Source organism: Aeromonas sp. FDAARGOS 1409, from assembly GCF_019048705.1.
Classification (GTDB): Bacteria; Pseudomonadota; Gammaproteobacteria; order Enterobacterales; family Aeromonadaceae; genus Aeromonas; species Aeromonas sanarellii.
Genome location: NZ_CP077395.1, coordinates 539,641 through 560,000 on the forward strand (window position 1 = coordinate 539,641; position 20,360 = coordinate 560,000).

16 protein-coding genes, 2 rRNA genes and 1 riboswitch (1 of these 19 running past the window's edge) are annotated in these 20,360 nt (G+C 61.9%); of the genes, 8 read left to right on the forward strand and 10 right to left on the reverse strand.

All coding sequences use genetic code 11. From position 1 onward, the window contains the following. Positions 1–23: 23 nt before the first annotated feature. From I6L39_RS02480 to I6L39_RS02490, 3 genes are all read right to left on the reverse strand, one after another. Complete coding sequence (locus I6L39_RS02480) at positions 24–1,130, reverse strand: MJ1255/VC2487 family glycosyltransferase (protein ID WP_216990929.1); 1,107 nt, start codon at positions 1,128–1,130, stop codon at positions 24–26. Continuing rightward, positions 1,127–1,630: a phosphatase PAP2 family protein gene (locus I6L39_RS02485; RefSeq protein WP_042078280.1), complete on the reverse strand. Its 504-nt coding sequence runs from the start codon at positions 1,628–1,630 to the stop codon at positions 1,127–1,129. The genes I6L39_RS02480 and I6L39_RS02485 overlap by 4 nt, the downstream gene beginning before the upstream one ends. Before the next feature lie 126 nt (positions 1,631–1,756). Next, positions 1,757–2,380 carry a TetR/AcrR family transcriptional regulator gene (locus tag I6L39_RS02490; protein WP_216990930.1) on the reverse strand — a complete coding sequence of 208 codons (624 nt, stop codon included), beginning with the start codon at positions 2,378–2,380 and terminating at the stop codon, positions 1,757–1,759. A 405-nt stretch (positions 2,381–2,785) separates the two neighbouring features. Between I6L39_RS02490 and leuA the strand changes: the two genes are divergently transcribed. The 5 genes from leuA to I6L39_RS02515 all read left to right on the forward strand — a co-directional run bounded on the left by leuA (position 2,786) and on the right by I6L39_RS02515 (position 8,753). Further along, positions 2,786–4,348: a 2-isopropylmalate synthase gene (gene leuA / locus I6L39_RS02495; RefSeq protein ID WP_042078278.1), complete on the forward strand. Its 1,563-nt coding sequence runs from the start codon at positions 2,786–2,788 to the stop codon at positions 4,346–4,348. Between the two features lie 109 nt (positions 4,349–4,457). Then, on the forward strand, positions 4,458–5,543 hold the full coding sequence (gene leuB, locus I6L39_RS02500; RefSeq protein ID WP_216990931.1) for a 3-isopropylmalate dehydrogenase: 1,086 nt from the start codon (positions 4,458–4,460) through the stop codon (positions 5,541–5,543). Positions 5,544–5,570: 27 nt separating this feature from the next. Next, positions 5,571–6,968: a 3-isopropylmalate dehydratase large subunit gene (leuC, locus tag I6L39_RS02505; RefSeq protein WP_216990932.1), complete on the forward strand. Its 1,398-nt coding sequence runs from the start codon at positions 5,571–5,573 to the stop codon at positions 6,966–6,968. A 99-nt stretch (positions 6,969–7,067) separates the two neighbouring features. Further along, positions 7,068–7,667 carry a 3-isopropylmalate dehydratase small subunit gene (gene leuD, locus I6L39_RS02510; RefSeq protein ID WP_216990933.1) on the forward strand — a complete coding sequence of 200 codons (600 nt, stop codon included), beginning with the start codon at positions 7,068–7,070 and terminating at the stop codon, positions 7,665–7,667. Between the two features lie 156 nt (positions 7,668–7,823). Then, positions 7,824–8,753 carry a transglutaminase-like domain-containing protein gene (locus tag I6L39_RS02515; protein WP_216990934.1) on the forward strand — a complete coding sequence of 310 codons (930 nt, stop codon included), beginning with the start codon at positions 7,824–7,826 and terminating at the stop codon, positions 8,751–8,753. A gap of 87 nt (positions 8,754–8,840) precedes the next feature. Here the strand turns inward: I6L39_RS02515 and I6L39_RS02520 are convergent, their stop codons facing one another. Beyond that, positions 8,841–9,131, reverse strand: coding sequence for a PilZ domain-containing protein (locus tag I6L39_RS02520; protein ID WP_216990935.1), 291 nt, complete (start codon positions 9,129–9,131; stop codon positions 8,841–8,843). A 91-nt stretch (positions 9,132–9,222) separates the two neighbouring features. After that, positions 9,223–9,313: riboswitch (TPP riboswitch) on the forward strand. A gap of 99 nt (positions 9,314–9,412) precedes the next feature. Here I6L39_RS02520 and thiB point away from each other — a divergent pair. From thiB to thiQ, 3 genes are all read left to right on the forward strand, one after another. Then, a complete protein-coding gene (gene thiB, locus I6L39_RS02525) occupies positions 9,413–10,393 on the forward strand; it encodes a thiamine ABC transporter substrate binding subunit (RefSeq protein ID WP_216990936.1) in 981 nt (326 codons plus the stop codon). Continuing rightward, positions 10,369–11,997 (forward strand): thiamine/thiamine pyrophosphate ABC transporter permease, encoded by a 1,629-nt coding sequence (gene thiP, locus I6L39_RS02530; protein WP_216990937.1) that lies wholly within the window; start codon positions 10,369–10,371, stop codon positions 11,995–11,997. Before thiB ends, thiP begins: the two co-directional genes overlap by 25 nt. A gap of 133 nt (positions 11,998–12,130) precedes the next feature. Next, positions 12,131–12,835, forward strand: a complete 705-nt coding sequence (gene thiQ, locus I6L39_RS02535) for a thiamine ABC transporter ATP-binding protein (protein WP_216990938.1) — start codon at positions 12,131–12,133, stop codon at positions 12,833–12,835. A gap of 69 nt (positions 12,836–12,904) precedes the next feature. On the opposite strand, the gene I6L39_RS02540 is transcribed toward thiQ, so the two are convergent. The 6 genes from I6L39_RS02540 to I6L39_RS02565 form a co-directional block, all read right to left on the reverse strand. After that, positions 12,905–14,275 carry a PhoH family protein gene (locus I6L39_RS02540; protein WP_042078269.1) on the reverse strand — a complete coding sequence of 457 codons (1,371 nt, stop codon included), beginning with the start codon at positions 14,273–14,275 and terminating at the stop codon, positions 12,905–12,907. A gap of 206 nt (positions 14,276–14,481) precedes the next feature. Next, positions 14,482–15,165, reverse strand: a complete 684-nt coding sequence (locus tag I6L39_RS02545; RefSeq protein WP_216990939.1) for an NrdJb — start codon at positions 15,163–15,165, stop codon at positions 14,482–14,484. 9 nt (positions 15,166–15,174) lie between these two features. Further along, positions 15,175–17,322, reverse strand: a complete 2,148-nt coding sequence (locus I6L39_RS02550; RefSeq protein ID WP_216990940.1) for an adenosylcobalamin-dependent ribonucleoside-diphosphate reductase — start codon at positions 17,320–17,322, stop codon at positions 15,175–15,177. A gap of 207 nt (positions 17,323–17,529) precedes the next feature. Beyond that, complete coding sequence (locus I6L39_RS02555) at positions 17,530–17,982, reverse strand: pullulanase (RefSeq protein WP_216990941.1); 453 nt, start codon at positions 17,980–17,982, stop codon at positions 17,530–17,532. A gap of 290 nt (positions 17,983–18,272) precedes the next feature. After that, a 5S ribosomal RNA gene (gene rrf, locus I6L39_RS02560) occupies positions 18,273–18,387 on the reverse strand. A 122-nt stretch (positions 18,388–18,509) separates the two neighbouring features. Next, positions 18,510–20,360, reverse strand: a 23S ribosomal RNA gene (locus I6L39_RS02565) (it continues 1,038 nt past the right edge of the window).

The window sequence follows — 20,360 nt, forward strand, 5'->3', positions numbered from 1 at the left end:
CTCCGTGATGGGATCAACTCAGTTTAGTCAAAGGCGCTGAGTTGGGATAACCAGGGTCGCGCCAGGGGGTTGCCCGCCAATTCGCTGAGCCGATCGCACACCTCCTCCGGGAAGAGGGTGCGAGCCCACAACCGGCGGGAGAGTGACTCGGTTTCTTCCATCGCCCCTGCGGCCAGCCAGTCCGCCAGCTCACCCGCCACATCGGGGTAGCACACCCTGCCGGGGGCTGGCGCATCCAGCCAGGCTCTCACCCCATTGGCATCCAGCGCCTCCATCAGCTGGGCCAGCCCCATCAGTTCCAGGGTCCTGCCGTTGGTCAACTGCTCGAACTGGCCGACCAGGGGTTTGACCAGCAGTTTCTTGCCCAGCGACAAGGCTTCGGACGCCAGCTCGAACCCCGCATTGCTGATGACGCCGCGGCAACCCGCCAGCGCCTGCTTGAACCCCTCCCTCGCCTGGGGTTCGAAGTAGATGTTGCGCCACTGGCTGGCACTGCGAATGGCCGGATGAAAGCAGATGAAGCGCTGCTGGCTGAAACGCGACAGCAGGGCCGCGATGGCCTCGGTCTGCTCGAACGGCAGATAGACCAGGATCTGCTGGTTGTCTGGGGTCGGCGCCAGAGGATCTATGATGGGCGGCAGCAGGGGCTGGCCGAAGTGAAACCAGTGCAGGCCAAGTGACCGGCTCACCGGCGCGAAATGACGCATCAGCTGGTGATTGAAGCGGCTCTCTCCCCAACGCGGAATGGGCCAGTCGAAACTGGCCTGATGGCTGATGGTGAGGCTGGGCTTGCCCCAACGCCGGGCGGCATGGGCCGTGATCGGCTCGAAGTCGCTGATGACGAGATCGTAGTCGCGGCAGTCGAGGGCGCGCAGATCCTGCCAGAAACGCAGGGGCGAGAGACCCTTGAGGGTGCGCCAGCCCGAGATTTTCCCCTGATGGCTGGTGAAGGTGATACCGGGAAAGGTGCGATAGTCCCCGAATTCCCCCATCTCGAAGTAGCCGTCGGCGGCACGGCCGCTGAACAGGTAGTCGACCTCGATCCCCCTGGCTTTCAGCGCCCTGGCCAGCGTACGGCTGCGACTGATGTGGCCGTTGCCGGTCCCCTGCACCCCGAACAGTATCCTCATCCCTGGCTCCAGCCGAGTGCCCAGAGGGCGCAACCGCCGCCGAGCAGGGCGCCGGCCACCAGATCGCTGAGATAATGCACCCCGAGCAGCAGGCGGGAGGCGCCCACCAGCGTCGCCCAGACGAACAGCCATGGAGCCCAGCCTGGGAAACCCGCGGCCAGCACGGTCGCCATCAGGAAGGCCGCCGCCGTGTGACCGGATGGCAGGCTGTAGCGATCGGAGGGAGTGATGAAGACAGGCAGGCCCGCCGGGCGCTGGCGCCTCAGGGCATTCTTGAGCAGCAGGTAGAGCGGCAGCTCGAGGGCAAAGGCCCACAGCGCCGTCTGCACCACGGCTCGCCCGCTCTCTCCCTGCCACCAGAGCAGGGCCGCCAGTACCCCATAGAGGGGACCGTCGCCGGTACGGGAGACGAACCGGCTGATACTGGCCTGCGGCCGGTTGTAGGGATGGAGCAGGCAGACACGGCACACCCGCAGGTCCCATTGCTGGATCTTGTTCATCACGCCCCCTTCCCTTGAGTCTTGGATGCAGACTAGGGGAGCGGCGTGACACTTCGTTGACGTTCAAATAACAGATCGATGAAAAAAGGGCCCTGCGGCCCTGTTTTCATCGATTTCCGGCACACCTCAGTTCAGGGAACCGCGCAGACCGTTCTCCATCAACTGGCAGTTGTGGGCCGCCAAGCGGCTCATGAAGCTCTCGTCCACGGTCAGACCGAACACCTGCTCGTAGAGATCCTTCATCACGAACGGCTGCCACATCATGCTGAGGAAGGAGATTTTCAGCATCTCGGGATCCAGGTTGTCCGCCAGCTGGCCGTTGGAACGCATGGTATCGAGCAGGGCATCGAACTGGGGAAGCTGGCGTTCCAGTAGACGGTTCAGCACAAAATCCCGCCCCGGGCTCTTCTCGGTCGACAATGCGCTGGAGATGGCGGAGGTCAGCTCGCTGTTCGGCGCCATCACCTGGTAGTAGGTGTTGAGCAGATCGGTCAGGCTGCGATTGCTGCTCTCGTCGTGCCAGGCCTGCTCCAGCGGCTCGGCCACATCCCCCAGCACCGCCTTGTAGAGGCCTTCCTTGCTGCCGAAGTAGTAGTGGATCATAGCCAGATTGGAACCGGCCAACTCGGCAATCTCGCGGGTCGTCACCTTGCTGTAGGGGGTGTTGAGAAAACGTTCGCGTGCGGCGGCAAGCAGCTTGTCACGAATGTCGGAACGTCCGACCGGACGGCCAGGTCTGCGTTTTTCCATGGAATACCTCAGATAATTCAGCAAGGGCTGATAAGTCGATCTGATTGTGCGGGTGATCGAGTACAGCAGGAATGACCAGATAATCAGGCATGAACCGAATATGGGACAAGAGAATTTGCACTCCTTTACAATCCGATTAAATAACCCAGTGAATTGAACCTGTCCGTTCAGGTTGACACAGCATAAAAATCTCGATATTGGTAGTAGCGTTATCGACTGGAAGGATTGAGTCATCATGCGTATTGCCGCCCCGCTACTACTGCTCTCCCTAATCGCGACTCCTCGCGCGGGATCCTTGTAGCCGGGCTAAGGCATAGCCGGAATTTACAGAAACCCGTGCACCCCGCACGGGTTTTTTTATGCCATGCAGGATGCACGCACCGAACTTAGGAAGAGGGAAGTCACATGTCAGATCGAGTCATCATATTCGATACCACCTTGCGTGATGGCGAGCAGGCGCTGTCGGCCAGCTTGACGGTCAAGGAGAAGCTGCAGATTGCCCAGGCGCTGGAACGGCTCGGAGTCGACATCATGGAAGTGGGTTTCCCCGTCTCCTCCCCCGGCGATTTTCAATCGGTGCAGACCATAGCCCGCCACATCAAGAACAGCCGGGTCTGCGCCCTGGCTCGCGCCCTGCAAAAAGACATCGACGCCGCCGGCGAGGCCTTGAAAGTGGCCGAGGCGTTTCGCATCCACACCTTTATCTCCACCTCATCGATTCATGTGGAGAGCAAGCTGAAGAAGAGCTTCGAAGACGTGCTGGAGATGGGGGTCGGCGCCATCAAGCACGCCCTGCGCTACACCGACGACGTGGAGTTCTCCTGCGAGGATGCGGGTCGTACACCGATTGACAACCTCTGCCGCATGGTGGAGGCCGCCATCAAGGCCGGCGCCCGCACCATCAACATTCCGGACACCGTGGGCTACACGGTGCCGACCGAATTTTCCGGCATCATCCACACCCTGTTCAACCGGGTGCCGAACATCGACAAGGCCATCATCTCGGTGCACTGCCACGACGATCTGGGCCTCTCGGTGGCGAACTCCATCGGCGCCGTGCAGATGGGGGCCCGCCAGATCGAGTGCACCATCAACGGCATCGGCGAGCGGGCGGGCAACTGCTCCCTGGAAGAGGTGGCGATGATCCTGAAAACCCGCGCCGACCTGCTCGGGGTGCACACCAACATCCGCCACCACGAGATCCACCGCACCAGCACCCTCGTCAGCCAGCTCTGCAACATGCCGGTGCAGCCCAACAAGGCGATCGTCGGGGCCAACGCCTTCTCCCACAGCTCCGGCATCCATCAGGATGGGGTGCTCAAGGCAAAGAACACCTACGAAATCATCACCCCCGAGAGCATCGGCCTCACCCAGAACAACCTCAACATGACCTCCCGCTCCGGTCGCCACGTGATCAAGCACCGGATGGAGTCCATGGGCTACGCCGAGAGCAGCTACGACCTCGACGATCTCTACGCCAAGTTCCTGGTGCTGGCGGACAAGAAGGGCCAGGTATTCGACTACGACCTCGAGGCCCTCGCCTTCTTCAGCCAGATCCACGAGGAGCCCGAGCACTTCAAGCTGGAGTACCTCGGTGTGCAGAGCGGCAGTTCGGTGCTCGCCACCGCCTCGGTGAAGCTGAAGGTAGGCCAGGATCTGGTGTGCGAGGCGGCCACCGGCAACGGCCCGGTGGATGCGGTCTACCAGTGCATCAATCGCATCACCGGCTACGAGATCCGCATCGACAAATACGAACTCAAGGGCAAGGGCGAGGGCAAGAACGCCCTCGGCCAGGTGGACATAGTCGCCGAGTACAAGGGGCGCAAGTTCCACGGCATGGGGCTGGCCACCGACATCATCGAATCCTCGGCCCAGGCCCTGGTCCACGTGATCAACAGCATCTGGCGCGCGGATCAGGTGGCCGAGCAGATGGAGCGCAACCACACCATCAGATCGGAAACCGTCTGAGCCCGCCGCCGGACGAGATGACAGCACAACATCGGGGGCAAGGGTCAGGGCGAAGGCCCGGACCTACCTCCCGGATAAAACGGAATAACACTATCAAGACGGAGAGAGTATGAGCAGTTATCGGATCGCGGTATTGCCGGGTGACGGCATTGGCCCGGAAGTGATGGCAGAGGCCATCAAGGTACTGGAAAAGGTGCAGACCAAATTCGGCTTCTCCCTCGACTATGACCGTCACGACGTGGGTGGCATCGCCATCGACAATCACGGCACCCCGCTGCCCCAGAGCACGATCAAAGGCTGCGAAGCGGCCGATGCGGTGCTGTTCGGATCGGTCGGTGGCCCCAAGTGGGAGCACCTGCCCCCCAACGATCAGCCGGAGCGCGGTGCCCTGCTGCCCCTGCGTGCCCACTTCAAACTGTTCTGCAACCTGCGTCCGGCCCGCATCTACACCGGTCTGGAGCAGTTCTCTCCCCTGCGTGCCGACATCTCGGATCGCGGCTTCGACATCGCCTGCGTGCGCGAGCTGACCGGCGGCATCTACTTCGGTCAGCCCAAGGGGCGCGAGGGTGAAGGGGCCACCGAGAAAGCCTTCGACACCGAGGTGTACCACCGCTTCGAGATCGAGCGCATCGCCAAGATAGCGTTCGAGTCGGCCCGGGTGCGCAAGGCCAGGGTCACCTCCATCGACAAGGCCAACGTGCTCGCCTCCTCCATCCTGTGGCGCGAGGTGGTAAACGAGGTCGCCAAATCCTACCCGGATGTGGCCCTGAACCACATGTACATCGACAACGCCACCATGCAGCTCATCAAGGATCCGTCCCAGTTCGACGTGCTGCTCTGCTCCAACCTGTTCGGTGACATCCTCTCCGACGAATGCGCCATGATCACCGGCTCCATGGGCCTGCTCCCCTCCGCCAGCCTGAACGAATCCGGCTTCGGCCTGTTCGAGCCGGCCGGCGGCTCCGCCCCGGACATCGCCGGCAAGGGGATCGCAAACCCCATCGCCCAGATCCTCTCCGCCGCCCTGATGCTGCGCTACAGCCTCGGCCAGGAAGCCGCCGCCCAGGCCATCGAGCAGGCCGTGGCCCAGACGCTGGCAGAAGGTTACTTCACCGCCGACCTGCACCAGGCGAGCGCCAAGCACCCGGTACAGAGCACCGCCGACATGGGCAGCCAGATCGCCGCACGCATCTGACGCCACCAGATAACAAGGAAGAGAGCAATGTCCAAGACCCTCTATCAGAAAGTGTTCGACGCCCACGTGGTGCGGGAAGTGGAAGGGGAAACCCCCCTCATCTACATCGACCGCCACCTGGTGCATGAAGTGACCAGCCCCCAGGCGTTCGACGGCCTGCGGGCCATGAACCGCCAGTTGCGTCGCCCGGATCTGACCTGGGCCACCATGGATCACAACGTCTCCACCACCACCAAGGACATCGCCGCCTCCGGCGAGATGGCCCGCATCCAGATGGAGACGCTCGCCGCCAACTGCAAGGAGTTCGGGGTCCGGCTCTATGACTTGAACCACAAATACCAGGGCATAGTCCACGTGATGGGTCCCGAGCTCGGCATCACCCTGCCCGGCACCACCATCGTCTGCGGCGACTCCCACACCGCCACCCACGGCGCCTTCGGCGCCCTGGCATTCGGTATCGGCACCTCCGAGGTGGAGCACGTGATGGCCACCCAGACCCTGAAGCAGGGCCGCGCCAAGACCATGCGCATCAGCGTCAACGGCAAGCTGAGCGAGGGGATCAGCGCCAAGGACGTGGTGCTCGCCATCATCGGCAAGGTCGGCCACGCCGGTGGTACCGGCTATGTGGTGGAATTCGCCGGTGAGGCCATCGAAGGGCTCACCATGGAAGGGCGCATGACGGTGTGCAACATGGCCATCGAGCTCGGCGCCAAGGCAGGGATGATTGCCCCCGACCAGACCACCATCGACTACATCCGCGGCAAGGAGTTCGCTCCCAAGGGCGAGGTGCTGGAGCAGGCCATCGCCTACTGGCAAACCCTCAAGAGCGATGCCGATGCTAAGTTCGACGCCGAAGTGGTGCTGGACGCCGCCGACATCGCCCCTCAGGTCACCTGGGGCACCAACCCGGGCCAGGTCATCGCCGTCAATGAGCCCATCCCGGCGCCGGAATCCTTCACCGACCCGGTAGAGCAGCAGTCCGCCCGCAAGGCCCTCGCCTACATGGACCTGCAACCGGGCCAGAAGCTCTCCGACGTCGCCATCGACAAGGTGTTCATCGGTTCGTGCACCAACAGTCGCATCGAGGATCTGCGCGCTGCCGCCGCCATCGCCCGTGGCCGCAAGGTCGCCGCCGGGGTACAGGCCCTGGTGGTGCCGGGCTCCGAGCAGGTAAAGGCCCAGGCCGAAGCCGAGGGGCTGGACAAGATCTTCATCGAGGCAGGCTTTGAGTGGCGTTTGCCCGGCTGCTCCATGTGTCTGGCCATGAACAACGACCGGCTGCAACCGGGGGAGCGCTGCGCCTCCACCAGCAACCGCAACTTCGAAGGGCGCCAGGGCCGCGCCGGCCGCACCCACCTGGTGAGCCCGGCCATGGCTGCCGCCGCCGCCGTCACCGGCCGTTTCGCCGACATTCGCGCGCTGTAAGAGGGGTTGAGGATGAAAGCATTCAAACAACACGGACGGCCCTTCGCCGTCACCGACATCATCTTCGCCGACATTCGTGCACTGTAAGAGGGAACGTACATGACAGGTTTCAAACAGCATAAAGGGATCGTCGTCCCCCTCGACAGCGCCAACGTCGACACCGACGCCATCATTCCCAAGCAGTTCCTGCAGAAGGTGAACCGCATCGGCTTTGGCAAGCACCTGTTCCACGACTGGCGCTTCCTGGACGATGCAGGGGAGCAGCCCAACCCCGAGTTCGTGCTGAACCAGCCACAATTCGCCGGTGCCAGCATCCTGCTGGCCCGCGAGAACTTCGGCTGCGGCTCGAGTCGCGAGCACGCCCCCTGGGCGCTGGCGGACTACGGCTTCAAGACCATGATTGCCCCAAGCTTTGCCGACATCTTCTACGGCAACGCCATCAACAACGGCATGGTGCCGGTTCGTCTGAAGGAGGAGGAGGTCGAGGCCCTGTTCCAGCTGGTCGCCGCCCAGCCGGGCATCGAGATCGAAGTGGATCTGGAGGCCAACCAGGTGCGGGCCGGTGCGCTCACGTTCGGCTTCGAAATCGACGAGTTCCGTCGTTACTGCCTGCTCAACGGGTTGGATGCCATCGGTCTGACCCTGCAGCACGAGACTGCCATCAGTGCCTTCGAGGCGAAGCAGCCGAGCTGGATCTGACGGGCTCAAGGCCGGCATAAGTGCCTTCGTGACAAGGTGAGACAACCGAACGGGATCTGACGCACCCGGTGCCATAAAACGAGTAGAATCCACAGGGAGCCCAGGCTCCCTGTTCTATTTTCCACCCCGCCACTGGGGTTCACCGCTCAGGAAGGCATGATGAAGAGACGCCCCCTCCCCCTGCTGCTCAGCCTGCTGCTTGCCCTGCCGGCCAGTGCAGGACAGACCCATTTTGGCAACAATGGGGGCCTGCTCAGCGTCGACTGGCAGGACAGGGAGGGCCAGGCGCAGCAGCTCGGTTACCGGCTGGAGCCGGGCAAGCTGCCACCCCTCATCGCCTATCGCCCGGCCCGCATGCAGGAGGAGGTGTTGCAGCGCCTGCTGCAACAGGCCGCCACCGAGTTTCCCGAGGTGCAGTTCTCCCTCGTCCGCCCCGGCATGACCCTGAGCCTCAAGAGCCGCAACGCCGACAAGGCGAGGGAAGCCTCCCAATGGGTCAAGCCGGAGCAGGCCAGGCTGGAGCAGGAGTGGCTCAAGCAACACTATTTCCAGCCGTTCACCACTCCCGACGGCACCCCCGCCATCAAGCAGGATCATGTGCGCATCGCCCTGGAGAGCCGGTCCGAGCTGGCGCCGCTCGCCGATCAGCTCAAGCAGCAGGGCACCACGGAGACCGAGGCGCGCCAGAAGACGGTGGTGTACATCCTCGACTTCATCCAGACCATTCCCTATCAGCTGCTCGACAGCCAGTCGGGGCGCTCGGGCAAGGGCTTTTTAAGCCCGCGCCAGGTGCTGGAGCAGAACCGGGGGGATTGCGACAGCAAGGTGACCCTGATGGCCGCCCTGCTTGCCCAGCTCTTCCCCGAACTGAAGCAGGCCATGGTGTTCGTGCCGGGTCATGCCCTGCTGGGGGTGGCCCTGCCGGCCGGGCCGGGGGATGCCACCCTGAGCCACGAGGGTGAAACCTATCTGCTGATGGAGCCGACCGGCCCGGCCCAGCTCCCCATGGGCCAGCTCGCCCCCGCCAGCCGGGTTCTGGTCGACAGCAGGCAGCTGAGCGTACAGCCGGTGCTGGCCAGCCAGTGAGGCATCTGCCCGCGGGCATTGACGTTAACAGGGGAAACCGGCCAGCACGGGGTTGGCCGATGACGGGGGCAGGATGAGGCAGGCGCCTCAGGCCAGGGATTGGAACTCCAGGGCCAGCAGGAGGCCATCCTCCTCCTCCAGCACCCGCACTATGCGGGCCTGGGCCTCGAAGGGCGGCAGCAGGTTGCTTCTGGTGGCCAGGCTCACCCGGATGGGCTGCTCCGGATCGAACCCGTGTTCATTCACCTCGACGCCCATGCCGTTGGCGCTGAGATCCCGGCAGATCCCCTCCAGCACCTGTTCATGCTGGAACAGGGTGACGGGGGCATTGATGACCATGCGCTGGAAGGCTCGTCTTTCCTTGGTGCTGGTAATCACTTGGGGCTTCCTCCTCGGTGGTGGCGCGCACGATGCGGCCCGTGAAACATAGTGCTGGCCTCCCCCCAGGAACGCCAATACAATGCGGAGCGTTGCTCAAACGGGGTGCGGTTTACCGCTGAGATTATACCCGTGAACCTGATCCAGATAATGCTGGCGGAGGAATTTGAGGCATGGCGCGCGTTTTTGCGCCCTCATCCGCTGGCCCTCACCACACGAGACGTGCCATCGATGAGCAGCCCGCTGCCCATGGCACCTCAGGACCCACAGGAGTGCCATTGATGAAGACCCTGCTGTTGCTCGCCACCGGCCTGCTCTCTGCCCAGGCGTTTGCCGCCGACACCCTCACCGTCTACACCTACGGCTCCTTCGCCGCCGAATGGGGACCGGGTCCCAAGATCAAGCCAGCGTTCGAGAAGGAGTGCGGCTGTGCCCTCAACCTGGTGGCGCTGGAAGACGGCGTCGCCATCCTCAACCGGCTGCGGCTGGAAGGGCAGCACAGCAAGGCTGACCTGGTGCTGGGGCTGGACGATGCCCTCATCAGCGAAGCCAAGCAGAGCGGCCTGTTCGCCCCCCACAAGACCGAACTCGCCACTCTCAAGGTGCCCGGTGGCTGGCAGGACGACACCTTCGTCCCCTATGACTACGGCTACTTCGCCTTCGTCTACGACGGCGGCAAGCTCAAGCAGCCTCCCAAGAGCCTGAAGGAGCTGGTGGAGCGCCCCGATCTCAAGGTGATCTACCAGGATCCCCGCACCTCCACCCCGGGTCAGGGGCTGATGCTGTGGATGAAGTCCGTCTATGGCGACCAGGCACCCGCCGCCTGGGCGCAGCTGGCCAAGAAGACAGTCACCGTCACCAAGGGGTGGTCCGAGGCCTACGGCATGTTCCTCGATGGCGAGGCGGACATGGTGCTCTCCTACACCACCTCCCCCGCCTATCACCTGATCGCCGAGAACAAGCCCCAGTACCGGGCTGCCGCGTTCGAGGAGGGGCACTACCGCCAGGTGGAGGTAGCCGCCAAGCTCAAGGGCACCAAGCAGGACAAGCTGGCGGACCAGTTCCTGCAGTTCATGGTCAGCCCCGCCTTCCAGAACGAGATCCCAGCCGGCAACTGGATGTATCCGGTGACAGACGTGGCGCTGCCCAAGGGTTTCGAGCAGATGATCACCGTCACCAGGCCGCTCGCCTTCACTGCCGATGAGGTGGCCGCCAACCGCAAGGGGTGGATCCGCGAATGGCTGCAAGCCGTCACCCAGTGAGACCTCACGCTCGCCCGCTCTGGTGGCTGCCCGGCAGTGCGGCCACCAGCCTGATCCTGCTGTTGTCCCTGGGGCCGCTCGTGGCCCTGTTGTGGCAGGCCGGCACCCTGTCGCCCCGCACCCTGATGGCCGATCCCTACCTGCGCCACGTGCTGGGCTTCAGCCTCTGGCAGGCCCTGCTCTCCACCCTGCTGAGCTTAGCTATCGCCATCCCGGTGGCGCGAGCCCTGGCGCGGCGCCGTTTTCGCGGCCGCCGCCTGCTGCTGAAATTGTTCGGCCTCTCCCTGGTGCTGCCCGTCATCATCGCCATCTTCGGCATGGTGGCGGTACACGGCCGCCAGGGGTGGCTGCCGCAACTGCTGCACGGCCTGGGCCTGGACCCCGGCAACTATCTGTACGGCCTGTTCGGCATACTGCTGGCCCACGTCTTCTTCAACATGCCGCTGGCCGCACGTCTCATCCTGCAGAGCATAGAGAGCATCCCCGAGTCCTCCTGGCGCCTCGCCAGCCAGCTCGGCATGCGTTCCTCCCATATCTTCCGCCTGCTGGAGTGGCCGCTCATCCGCGCCATACTGCCGGGGCTGGCCAGCCTCATCTTCATGCTCTGTTTCACCAGCTTCACCACAGTGCTGGCGCTCGGTGGCGGCCCCAAGTCCACCACCCTGGAGGTGGCCGTCTACCAGGCCCTGCGCTTCGACTTCGATCTCGCCACCGCCGGCGGACTCGCCCTGGTGCAACTGCTGCTGACCCTGGTCCTGCTCCTGCTGCAACACAAGCTGCAGACCACCCCGGCCAGCCGGATCGAGAGTCGCCGCCCCTGTCTGAGGCCGGATCGCCACCAGGCGGGCACCCTCTGGGTGGATCTGGCCGCGCTCGGCCTCGGCCTTGCCATCTTCCTGCCGCCGCTGCTGGCCATCGTCGTCGCCGGGTTCAATCCCGGCCTGCTGACGGCGCTGGGGTCACACCAGCTGTGGCAGGCTGGCGGCCAGTCGCTCATGCTCGCCCTCGCCGCCGGCTCCCTGGCGACCCTGCTCGGCGCCGGCCTGCTGCTCACCAGCCGTCACCTGAGGGTGCGGGATCGCAAGCGGCGGGCCGCCGCCCTGTGGGAGGCCAGCGGCTCCATGATCCTGATGATCCCGGCGGTGGTGCTCTCCACGGGCCTCTTTATCCTGTTTATGCCGTTCGCCGATGTCTTCGCCCTGGGGCCCTGGCTGGTGGTGCTGGTCAACGCCCTGATGGCGCTGCCCTATGTGCTGCGTACCCTCAGCGCCCCCATGCAGCTGGTGGTGCGCCAGTACGATCGGCTGGCGGACAGCCTGGGGGTGCGCGGCCTGCATCGCCTGCGTCTGGTGGAGTGGCCCCTGCTGCGCCGTCCGCTGGCGCTCGCCATGGCCCTCTCGATGATACTGTCCCTCGGGGATCTAGGCGCCATCGCCATGTTCGGCAGCCAGACCCTCACCACCCTGCCCTGGCTGCTCTACCAGCAGCTCGGCAGCTACCGGCTGACCGAGGCAGCCGCCACCGCCCTGCTGCTGCTCACCCTCTGCTTCTCCCTGTTCTGGCTGGTGGAGCGGGGGCTAGGAGGAAGAAATGTCGATCATTGATACCCAGTCCCGTGTTCCCATGTCTTACGTTCTGGCTGGTGGAACGAAAGACGGGAGGAAAGCATGCTGATCATTGACGAGCTGATCACCAGCTACCCGGATTGGCGGGTGGAACGAAAGACGGGAGGAAAGCATGCTGATCATTGACGAGCTGATCACCAGCTACCCGGATTGGCGGGTCAGCTTTACCGCCACCCTGCCCAGGGGAGAGATCACCGCCCTCATCGGTCCGAGCGGCGCGGGCAAGTCCACCCTGCTCGGGATGATAGCGGGCTTCGTCCCGGTGGAGTCCGGCACCCTCGCCTTCGACGGTCAGGATCTGCTGCCGCTCGGCCCCGCCGAGCGCCCGGTCACCACCCTGTTCCAGGATCACAACCTCTTCCTGCACCTGTCGGTGCTCGACAATATCGCCATCGGCCTGCACCCCGGCCTGCGGCTGAGTGCCGCCCAGCGGGCACAGGTGATCGATGCGGCCGGACGGGTCGGTCTTGGCGAGATGCTGAGCCGCCTGCCTGAGCAACTCTCCGGTGGCCAGCAACAGCGGGTCGGGCTCGCCCGCGCCCTGGTGCGGGGCAAGCCCCTGCTGCTGCTGGACGAGCCCTTCTCGGCGCTCGATCCCGCCCTGCGCCGGGAGATGCTGGCGGAAGTCGCCCGTCTCGCCTGCGAGCAGGGCATCACGGTGCTGATGGTGTCCCACAACCCTGAGGATGCCCAGCTAATTGCCGATCAGGTGCTGTTCGTGGACGAGGGGCGCATCGCCTTGCAGGGGACTCCAGACATACTGCAAAACAGCGATCACCCGGGGCTGCTGCGCTACCTGGGTCGCGCGCAGGGATAACGAGGCCAAGGGGATCAAAAAAGGGGAAGCCGGACGGCTTCCCCTTTCTCATGCAGAGATTACGTTAAATCAGAGATTTTCCTCGGCGAAGGAGGCGAGCCGGCTGCGCACCACCCCGTTCAGGAAGATGTTGGCACTGCCGTCGAAGTCCTTGAAACGCTCGACTATGTAGGTCAGCCCCGAGGTCACCGGGCTCAGGTAGTTGGAGTCGATCTGGGCCAGGTTGCCGGAGCAGACGATCTTGGTCCCCTCGCCGCAGCGGGTGATGATGGTCTTGATCTGGGAGGCGGTCAGGTTCTGGCACTCGTCCAGCAGCACGAAGGTGTTCTGGATGCTGCGCCCGCGCATGAAGTTGACCGATTTGAACTGGATATTGGCCTTCTCCATGATGTAACTCAGGGACCCGCTCATGTTCTCGTCCTGCTTGTGCAGCACTTCCAGGGTGTCGGTCACCGCCGCCAGCCAGGGCATCATCTTCTCCTCCTCGGTGCCGGGCAGGAAGCCGATACTCTCGGCGATCTCCGGGGTATTTCGGGTGACGATCACCTTCTCGTAGATCCCCTTCTCGATCACCAGCTCCAACGCGGCCGCCATGGCGAGCAGGGTCTTGCCGCAGCCGGCCGGGCCGGTCAGGATCACCAGGTCGATGTGCGGATCCAGCAGGGCATCCAGCGCCATGCCCTGATAGACGTTCTTGGGATGCACACCCCAGGCCTTGCGCGACATCAGCCGCTCGCGGCCGAGATCTTTCAGGCGGATCTTGTTGCCGTCGTGGCTCAGCACCCTGGCTGCAAAGAAGTTCTCCTCGTCCAGCAGGTACTGGTTGACGTGCACGCCCTCCAGCAGATTGGCGTCGATGACGTGGACCGTATCGCGACCATGGGTCTCGCTGTCGCACTCGCCGACCCGCTCCCAGAAGCTGCCGGGCACCACCTGGAAGCCCTTGGCCAGCAGACGGATGTCATCGATCAGCTGGTCGCTGCGATAGTCCTCCACATGGGCAAGTCCCGCCCCCTTGGCCTTGAGGCGCATGTTGATGTCTTTGGTGACCAGCACCACCTGGCGCTTCATCTCGTGTTTTTGCAGGTAGAGGGCGGCGTTGATGATGCGGTTGTCCGCCTCCTTGTCGGTGAACACCTCGGCATCCTGGGGCAGATGGTGATCGCTGAAGATGGAGATATGGCCGCTCGCCTCACCGGCCAGCGCCACCCCTTGCACTATTTGCTCGGGGGTCGCGTCACGGAATACGTCCTCCAGCGCGCGGATGGCGATGCGGGCATCGCGGCTGACGTCCTTGTGGCGATCCTTTATGTTGTCGAGCTCTTCCAGCACCGTCATGGGGATGAGCACGTCGTGCTCTTTGAAGGAGTAGATGGCGAGGGGTTCGTGAAGCAGAACGTTGGTATCCAGGATAAACAGCTTTCGGTCCGTGTTGTCCATAAGCATCCTCCTTGGCACTGAAGGTGCCACGTGTGTGAATCTCAGATGTCATTGAAACCACACGGCCGTGACAGTTTTATTACCCCCAACGCTACGCCCGAATTTACCAGCACGCAACAAATCGCTGCCGCCATAGGCGTCGTTCGAACATAAAAGCGGCAATGAAAAGGCCGGCATTGCGCCGGCCTTCTCTCGCTGTCAGCGGCTCAACCGCACTTGGAATCGCCGCAGTTGAGGCAGGTCATGCAGCCATCCTTCAGCACCAGCGCCTTGGTGTGGCACTTGTAGCAGAGCGCCGCACCGGGCGGGAAACCGCTGCCCGCCTGCTGTTCTTCTGCCTGTTGCTGTGCCTGCAGTTCCGCCTGCTTCTCGGCCAGAAACGCCTGCTGGTGCTCGTCCAGCCCGGGCACCTTGAGCATGCCGATCTCGGTGAGATGGGTCTCGATCACGTTGCCAATCTCGGCAATCAGCGACGGCACGTACTTACCCTTGTTCCAGTAGCCCCCCTTGGGATCGAACACGGACCTCAGCTCCTCCACCAGGAAGGTGACATCCCCTCCTTTGCGAAACACAGCCGAGATGATGCGGGTCAGCGCCACTATCCACTGGTAGTGTTCCAGGCTCTTGGAGTTGATGAAGATCTCGAACGGGCGGCGCGTCTCGTGCACCGTGCCCTCGTTGAGAATGATGTCGTTGATGGTGATAAACAGCGAGTGCTCGGAGACATGCTCCGGCGTCTTCAGCTTGTAGGTGGTGCCCATCAGCCGCTCAGGGCGCAGCACCGTCTCGTGCATATGCACCACGTCATCCTCGGGGGCCTGCGCTTCTTGCGGCTCATCCCTGGTTTTCACCTTGTAGGCGACGATTTTCCTGTCGATCTTCTTGACCATGATCTGTTCTCAGAATTTGCCGTAATAGCCTTCTTTCAAGGCGTCATAGAGGTTGGCGGCGGTGTGCAGCTCGCCATCGTATTCGATCTCTTCGTTCCCTTTCGCCGTGATGACGGAGCCATCCTCCAGGGTGAACTCGTACTGAGTGTTCTCCAGATCCTGCTCCTTCACCAGCACCCCCTGGAAGGCCTCGGGGTTGAAGCGGAAGGTGGTGCAGCCCTTGAGGCCCGAGTCCGAGGCATAGAGATAGATATCCTTGAACCGCTCGAACGGGAAATCGGTCGGCACGTTGGCGGTCTTGGAGATGGAGGAGTCAATCCAGCGCTGGGCGGCGGCCTGGATGTCCACGTGCCCGGTCGGGCTGATGTCGTCGGCGGTGATGAAGTAATCCGGCAACCGGCTCCCCTCATCCTCCCCATAGGGCATGGCCCCCGGGTTCACCAGCTCGCGATAGGCGAGCAGCTCGAAGGAGTAGACGTCCACGCTCTCCTTGCTCTTCTTGCCCGGCTTGATGACGTTGCGGCTGTAGTGGTGGGCGAAGCTCGGCTCTATGCCGTTGCTGGCGTTGTTGGCCAGCGACAGGGAAATGGTTCCGGTCGGCGCTATGCTGCTGTGGTGGGTGAAACGCCCGCCCACCTCGGCCAGCTCGGCCACCAGGGCGGGATCCACCTCGGCCACCTGCTGCATGTAGCGGCTGTAGCGGGCGTGCAGCACCTTGCCCTTCACCTTGTCGCCGAGCTTGATGCCGTCCGCCGCCATCTCGGGGCGCAGGCGCAGCATCTTGCCGGTCACCTCGAACTCCTGCTCCATGATGGGTGCCGGGCCCTTCTCCTTCGCCAGACGCAGAGACTCCTGCCAGCCGGTCATGGCCAGCTCCTGGGAGACCTGCTCGGTGAAGGCGATGGAGGCCGCGGAGCCGTATGTGAGCCGCAGCATGGTGAGGGTCGAGCCCAGGCCGAGGAAGCCCATGCCATGGCGGCGCTTGCTGAGGATCTCCTCGCGTTGCTGAGGCAAGGGCAGCTGGTTGATCTCCACCACGTTGTCGAGCATGCGGGTGAAGATGGCCACCACCTTGCGAAACGCGGGCCAGTCGAAGGCGGCCTGTTCGGTAAAGGGGTCACGCACGAAGGTAGTCAGATTGACCGAGCCGAGCAGGCAGGCGCCATAGGGCGGCAGGGGCTGTTCGCCGCAGGGGTTGGTGGCACGGATCTCCTCGCAGAACCAGTTGTTGTTCATCTGGTTCACCTTGTCGATCAGGATGAAGCCGGGCTCCGCATAGTCGTAGGTGGAGGTCATGATGACGTTCCAGAGCTTGCGCGCAGGCAGGGTCTTGTAGAGCTTGCAAGCCACCTGGCCCAGCTCGTTGATGACCACCCCCTCCTTGTTGGGCCAGTCCGCCCAGATCACCCTGGCGGGGTCATCCAGCGCTATGCCGTCCTGCTCCACCTCCTTGGCGGTGTAGGGGAAGATCAGTTGCCAGGGGGCATCTTCCTTCACCGCGTTCACGAACTCTTCGGTGATGAGCAGGGAGAGGTTGAACTGGCGCAGGCGACCATCCTCCCGCTTGGCCTGGATGAATTCGACGACATCGGGATGACGGATATCCATGGTGCCCATCTGGGCGCCACGACGACCACCGGCAGAGGAGACGGTGAAACACATCTTGTCGTAGATATCCATGAACGAGAGCGGCCCCGAGGTATAGGCCCCCGCTCCCGAGACGAAGGCTCCGCGCGGTCGCAGGGTCGAGAAGTCGTAACCGATGCCGCAACCCGCCTTCAGGGTCAGCCCCGCCTCGTGCACCTTGCCGAGGATATCGTCCATCGAATCTTCAATGGTGCCGGACACGGTGCAGTTGATGGTGGAGGTCGCCGGCTTGTGCTCGAAGGCGCCGGCGTTGGAGGTGATGCGGCCCGCCGGGATGGCGCCGTTGCGCAGGGCCCAGAGAAAGGGCTCATACCAGGCGTCAGGTTCACGCTCTTGCGCCGCCAAGGCACGGGCGACCCGCTGGTAGGTCTCGTCGATGGTACCGTCGATGGGCGTACCGTCCTTGCTCTTGAGGCGATACTTGCTGTCCCAGATCTCGAGGGACGTCTCCTGCAGGGGGATCTGGCGGGCGGCGGTGACACCCTCCAGCACAGGGATGGATTTGGCCATGTTCAATCAACCTCATATGAATGCAGCAGCATCTCGATGTCAAAAACACTACTAATAGTGAACATTTACACCACAAACACAATATATAGTAATTCTGTCGTGATAAGGGCGCAGATTCTATCCTAAAAAAATGCCCCGGCCAGCAGATTTCTGGGCCAGGGCATTCAACCGGTTCAATTTCCGAGAGATTTAACGCGAAGGGCTATCTCAGGGTTTCTTGACGTATACGCTCGGTGTCTCACCAGCCATATTCAGATAAAACTCGTAGACGCCATCCGCATCCGGTGAGAACTTCATGTCCTCATACTTGGAGCACGGGTTGACCGGTACAGGTTCCCCGCCGAGCACGGCAACGCCATCGCTCGGGCTCTTGTAACCAAAGTTGGTGCCGCAGCTCCAGCCGGAGTCGGCAAACTTGAACTTGTAAGGAGCCCACTCTTTCTTGAGTGTGCCCTTGGCCATGTAGAGCTTGTCGGCAACCTTGACCACCTTGCTCTCATCGGTCGCCATCCAGTCGTTCATCTCACCACGAAGGTAGATGGACTTGCCGCCGAAGTCGCTGTTGTCCGACGCTGCCTGCTCTGCACCACCATTGGATGCGCAACCGCCTAATACCAGGGTTCCCGCCGCCAGCATCATCGTTACTGTTCTTTTGAACATGTGTCCATTCCTCAAATTATTGTGATTCCTTGGCCCAATCGAATGTGGGCAGACGAATTAAAGCAGAGCGGGACCGGCAAGAAAGGTAGGGGTATCACATTCTGTGCTTTTTATATCCAGCACACGGCGCCGATGGATAAATATCGAACAGAAAACCAGGAAGGTTATTGAATCGCAGATGGTACGCAGCAAGAGTGATGGGGAGTGCGAAGGGCCAAGACCAGCCAATCTGGCTGATTCTGAAACAATAAAAAACCCCGCTCAAATGAGCGGGGTTTCTCGTGTTGGGTGCCTGGCAGTGTCCTACTCTCGCATGGCGAATGCCACACTACCATCGGCGCTACAGCGTTTCACTTCTGAGTTCGGCATGGGGTCAGGTGGTTCCACTGCGCTATTGCCGCCAGGCAAATTCTTCAATCCAGAAAGCTGACGTGAGTAGTGATGTTGCGCTTGGCTTGTCACTATCACTGAATTTGTTAGTAGTTCATGCACTTGCTACAAGGCCAGAAACACTTCTTGGGTGTTGTATGGTTAAGCCTCACGGGTAATTAGTATGGGTTAGCTCAACACGTCGCCGCGCTTACACACCCCACCTATCAACGTTGTGGTCTCCAACGGCCCTTTAGGACCCTCAAGGGGTCAGGGATGACTCATCTCAGGGCTCGCTTCCCGCTTAGATGCTTTCAGCGGTTATCGATTCCGAACTTAGCTACCGGGCAGTGCCACTGGCGTGACAACCCGAACACCAGAGGTTCGTTCACTCCGGTCCTCTCGTACTAGGAGCAACTCCCTTCAATCATCCAACGCCCACGGCAGATAGGGACCGAACTGTCTCACGACGTTCTGAACCCAGCTCGCGTACCACTTTAAATGGCGAACAGCCATACCCTTGGGACCGACTTCAGCCCCAGGATGTGATGAGCCGACATCGAGGTGCCAAACACCGCCGTCGATATGAACTCTTGGGCGGTATCAGCCTGTTATCCCCGGAGTACCTTTTATCCGTTGAGCGATGGCCCTTCCATTCAGAACCACCGGATCACTATGACCTACTTTCGTACCTGCTCGACCTGTCCGTCTCGCAGTTAAGCTGGCTTATGCCATTGCACTAACCTCCTGATGTCCGACCAGGATTAGCCAACCTTCGTGCTCCTCCGTTACTCTTTGGGAGGAGACCGCCCCAGTCAAACTACCCACCAGGCACTGTCCGCGAGCCCGATTCAGGGCCCTGCGTTAGAACATCAAACATACAAGGGTGGTATTTCAAGGACGGCTCCAGCGCAACTGGCGTCACGCCTTCAAAGCCTCCCACCTATCCTACACATGTAGGTTCAATGTTCAGTGCCAAGCTGTAGTAAAGGTTCACGGGGTCTTTCCGTCTAGCCGCGGGTACACCGCATCTTCACGGCGAATTCGATTTCACTGAGTCTCGGGTGGAGACAGCATGGCCATGGTTACACCATTCGTGCAGGTCGGAACTTACCCGACAAGGAATTTCGCTACCTTAGGACCGTTATAGTTACGGCCGCCGTTTACCGGGGCTTCGATCAAGAGCTTCGCTTGCGCTAACCCCATCAATTAACCTTCCGGCACCGGGCAGGTGTCACACCCTATACGTCCACTTTCGTGTTTGCAGAGTGCTGTGTTTTTGATAAACAGTCCCAGCCATCTGGTCACTGCGACTCCCGTCAGCTCCATCCGCAAGGGACTTCACCAACAAGAGCGAACCTTCTCCCGAAGTTACGGTTCTATTTTGCCTAGTTCCTTCACCCGAGTTCTCTCAAGCGCCTTGGTATTCTCTACCCGACCACCTGTGTCGGTTTGGGGTACGATGACTTGTAATCTGAAGCTTAGAGGCTTTTCCTGGAAGCAGGGCATCAATGGCTTCCGCACCGTGGTGCGTTCGTCTCGTGTCTCAGTGTTGTGTCTGCGGATTTGCCTACAAACACCACCTACGCACTTTCACCAGGACAACCGTCGCCTGGCCCACCTAGCCTTCTCCGTCCCCCCATCGCAATTACAAGTCGTGCAGGAATATTAACCTGCTTCCCATCGACTACGCCTTTCGGCCTCGCCTTAGGGGTCGACTCACCCTGCCCCGATTAACGTTGGACAGGAACCCTTGGTCTTCCGGCGAGGAGGCTTTTCACCCCCTTTATCGTTACTTACGTCAGCATTCGCACTTCTGATATCTCCAGCATGCCTCTCGACACACCTTCGCAGACTTACAGAACGCTCCCCTACCACTCACGCTTAGCGTGAATCCGCGGCTTCGGTGCCTGGTTTGAGCCCCGTTACATCTTCCGCGCAGGCCGACTCGACTAGTGAGCTATTACGCTTTCTTTAAATGATGGCTGCTTCTAAGCCAACATCCTAGC

Bases quoted from the DNA above. Each gene is read 5' to 3' on its own strand.
- I6L39_RS02480 (WP_216990929.1), bottom strand. From the start codon at position 1,130: ATGAGGATACTGTTCGGGGTGCAGGGGACCGGCAACGGCCACATCAGT.
- I6L39_RS02485 (WP_042078280.1), bottom strand. From the start codon at position 1,630: ATGAACAAGATCCAGCAATGGGACCTGCGGGTGTGCCGTGTCTGCCTG.
- I6L39_RS02490 (WP_216990930.1), bottom strand. From the start codon at position 2,380: ATGGAAAAACGCAGACCTGGCCGTCCGGTCGGACGTTCCGACATTCGT.
- leuA (WP_042078278.1), top strand. From the start codon at position 2,786: ATGTCAGATCGAGTCATCATATTCGATACCACCTTGCGTGATGGCGAG.
- leuB (WP_216990931.1), top strand. From the start codon at position 4,458: ATGAGCAGTTATCGGATCGCGGTATTGCCGGGTGACGGCATTGGCCCG.
- leuC (WP_216990932.1), top strand. From the start codon at position 5,571: ATGTCCAAGACCCTCTATCAGAAAGTGTTCGACGCCCACGTGGTGCGG.
- leuD (WP_216990933.1), top strand. From the start codon at position 7,068: ATGACAGGTTTCAAACAGCATAAAGGGATCGTCGTCCCCCTCGACAGC.
- I6L39_RS02515 (WP_216990934.1), top strand. From the start codon at position 7,824: ATGATGAAGAGACGCCCCCTCCCCCTGCTGCTCAGCCTGCTGCTTGCC.
- thiB (WP_216990936.1), top strand. From the start codon at position 9,413: ATGAAGACCCTGCTGTTGCTCGCCACCGGCCTGCTCTCTGCCCAGGCG.
- thiP (WP_216990937.1), top strand. From the start codon at position 10,369: ATGGCTGCAAGCCGTCACCCAGTGAGACCTCACGCTCGCCCGCTCTGG.
- thiQ (WP_216990938.1), top strand. From the start codon at position 12,131: ATGCTGATCATTGACGAGCTGATCACCAGCTACCCGGATTGGCGGGTC.
- I6L39_RS02540 (WP_042078269.1), bottom strand. From the start codon at position 14,275: ATGGACAACACGGACCGAAAGCTGTTTATCCTGGATACCAACGTTCTG.
- I6L39_RS02545 (WP_216990939.1), bottom strand. From the start codon at position 15,165: ATGGTCAAGAAGATCGACAGGAAAATCGTCGCCTACAAGGTGAAAACC.
- I6L39_RS02550 (WP_216990940.1), bottom strand. From the start codon at position 17,322: ATGGCCAAATCCATCCCTGTGCTGGAGGGTGTCACCGCCGCCCGCCAG.
- I6L39_RS02555 (WP_216990941.1), bottom strand. From the start codon at position 17,982: ATGTTCAAAAGAACAGTAACGATGATGCTGGCGGCGGGAACCCTGGTA.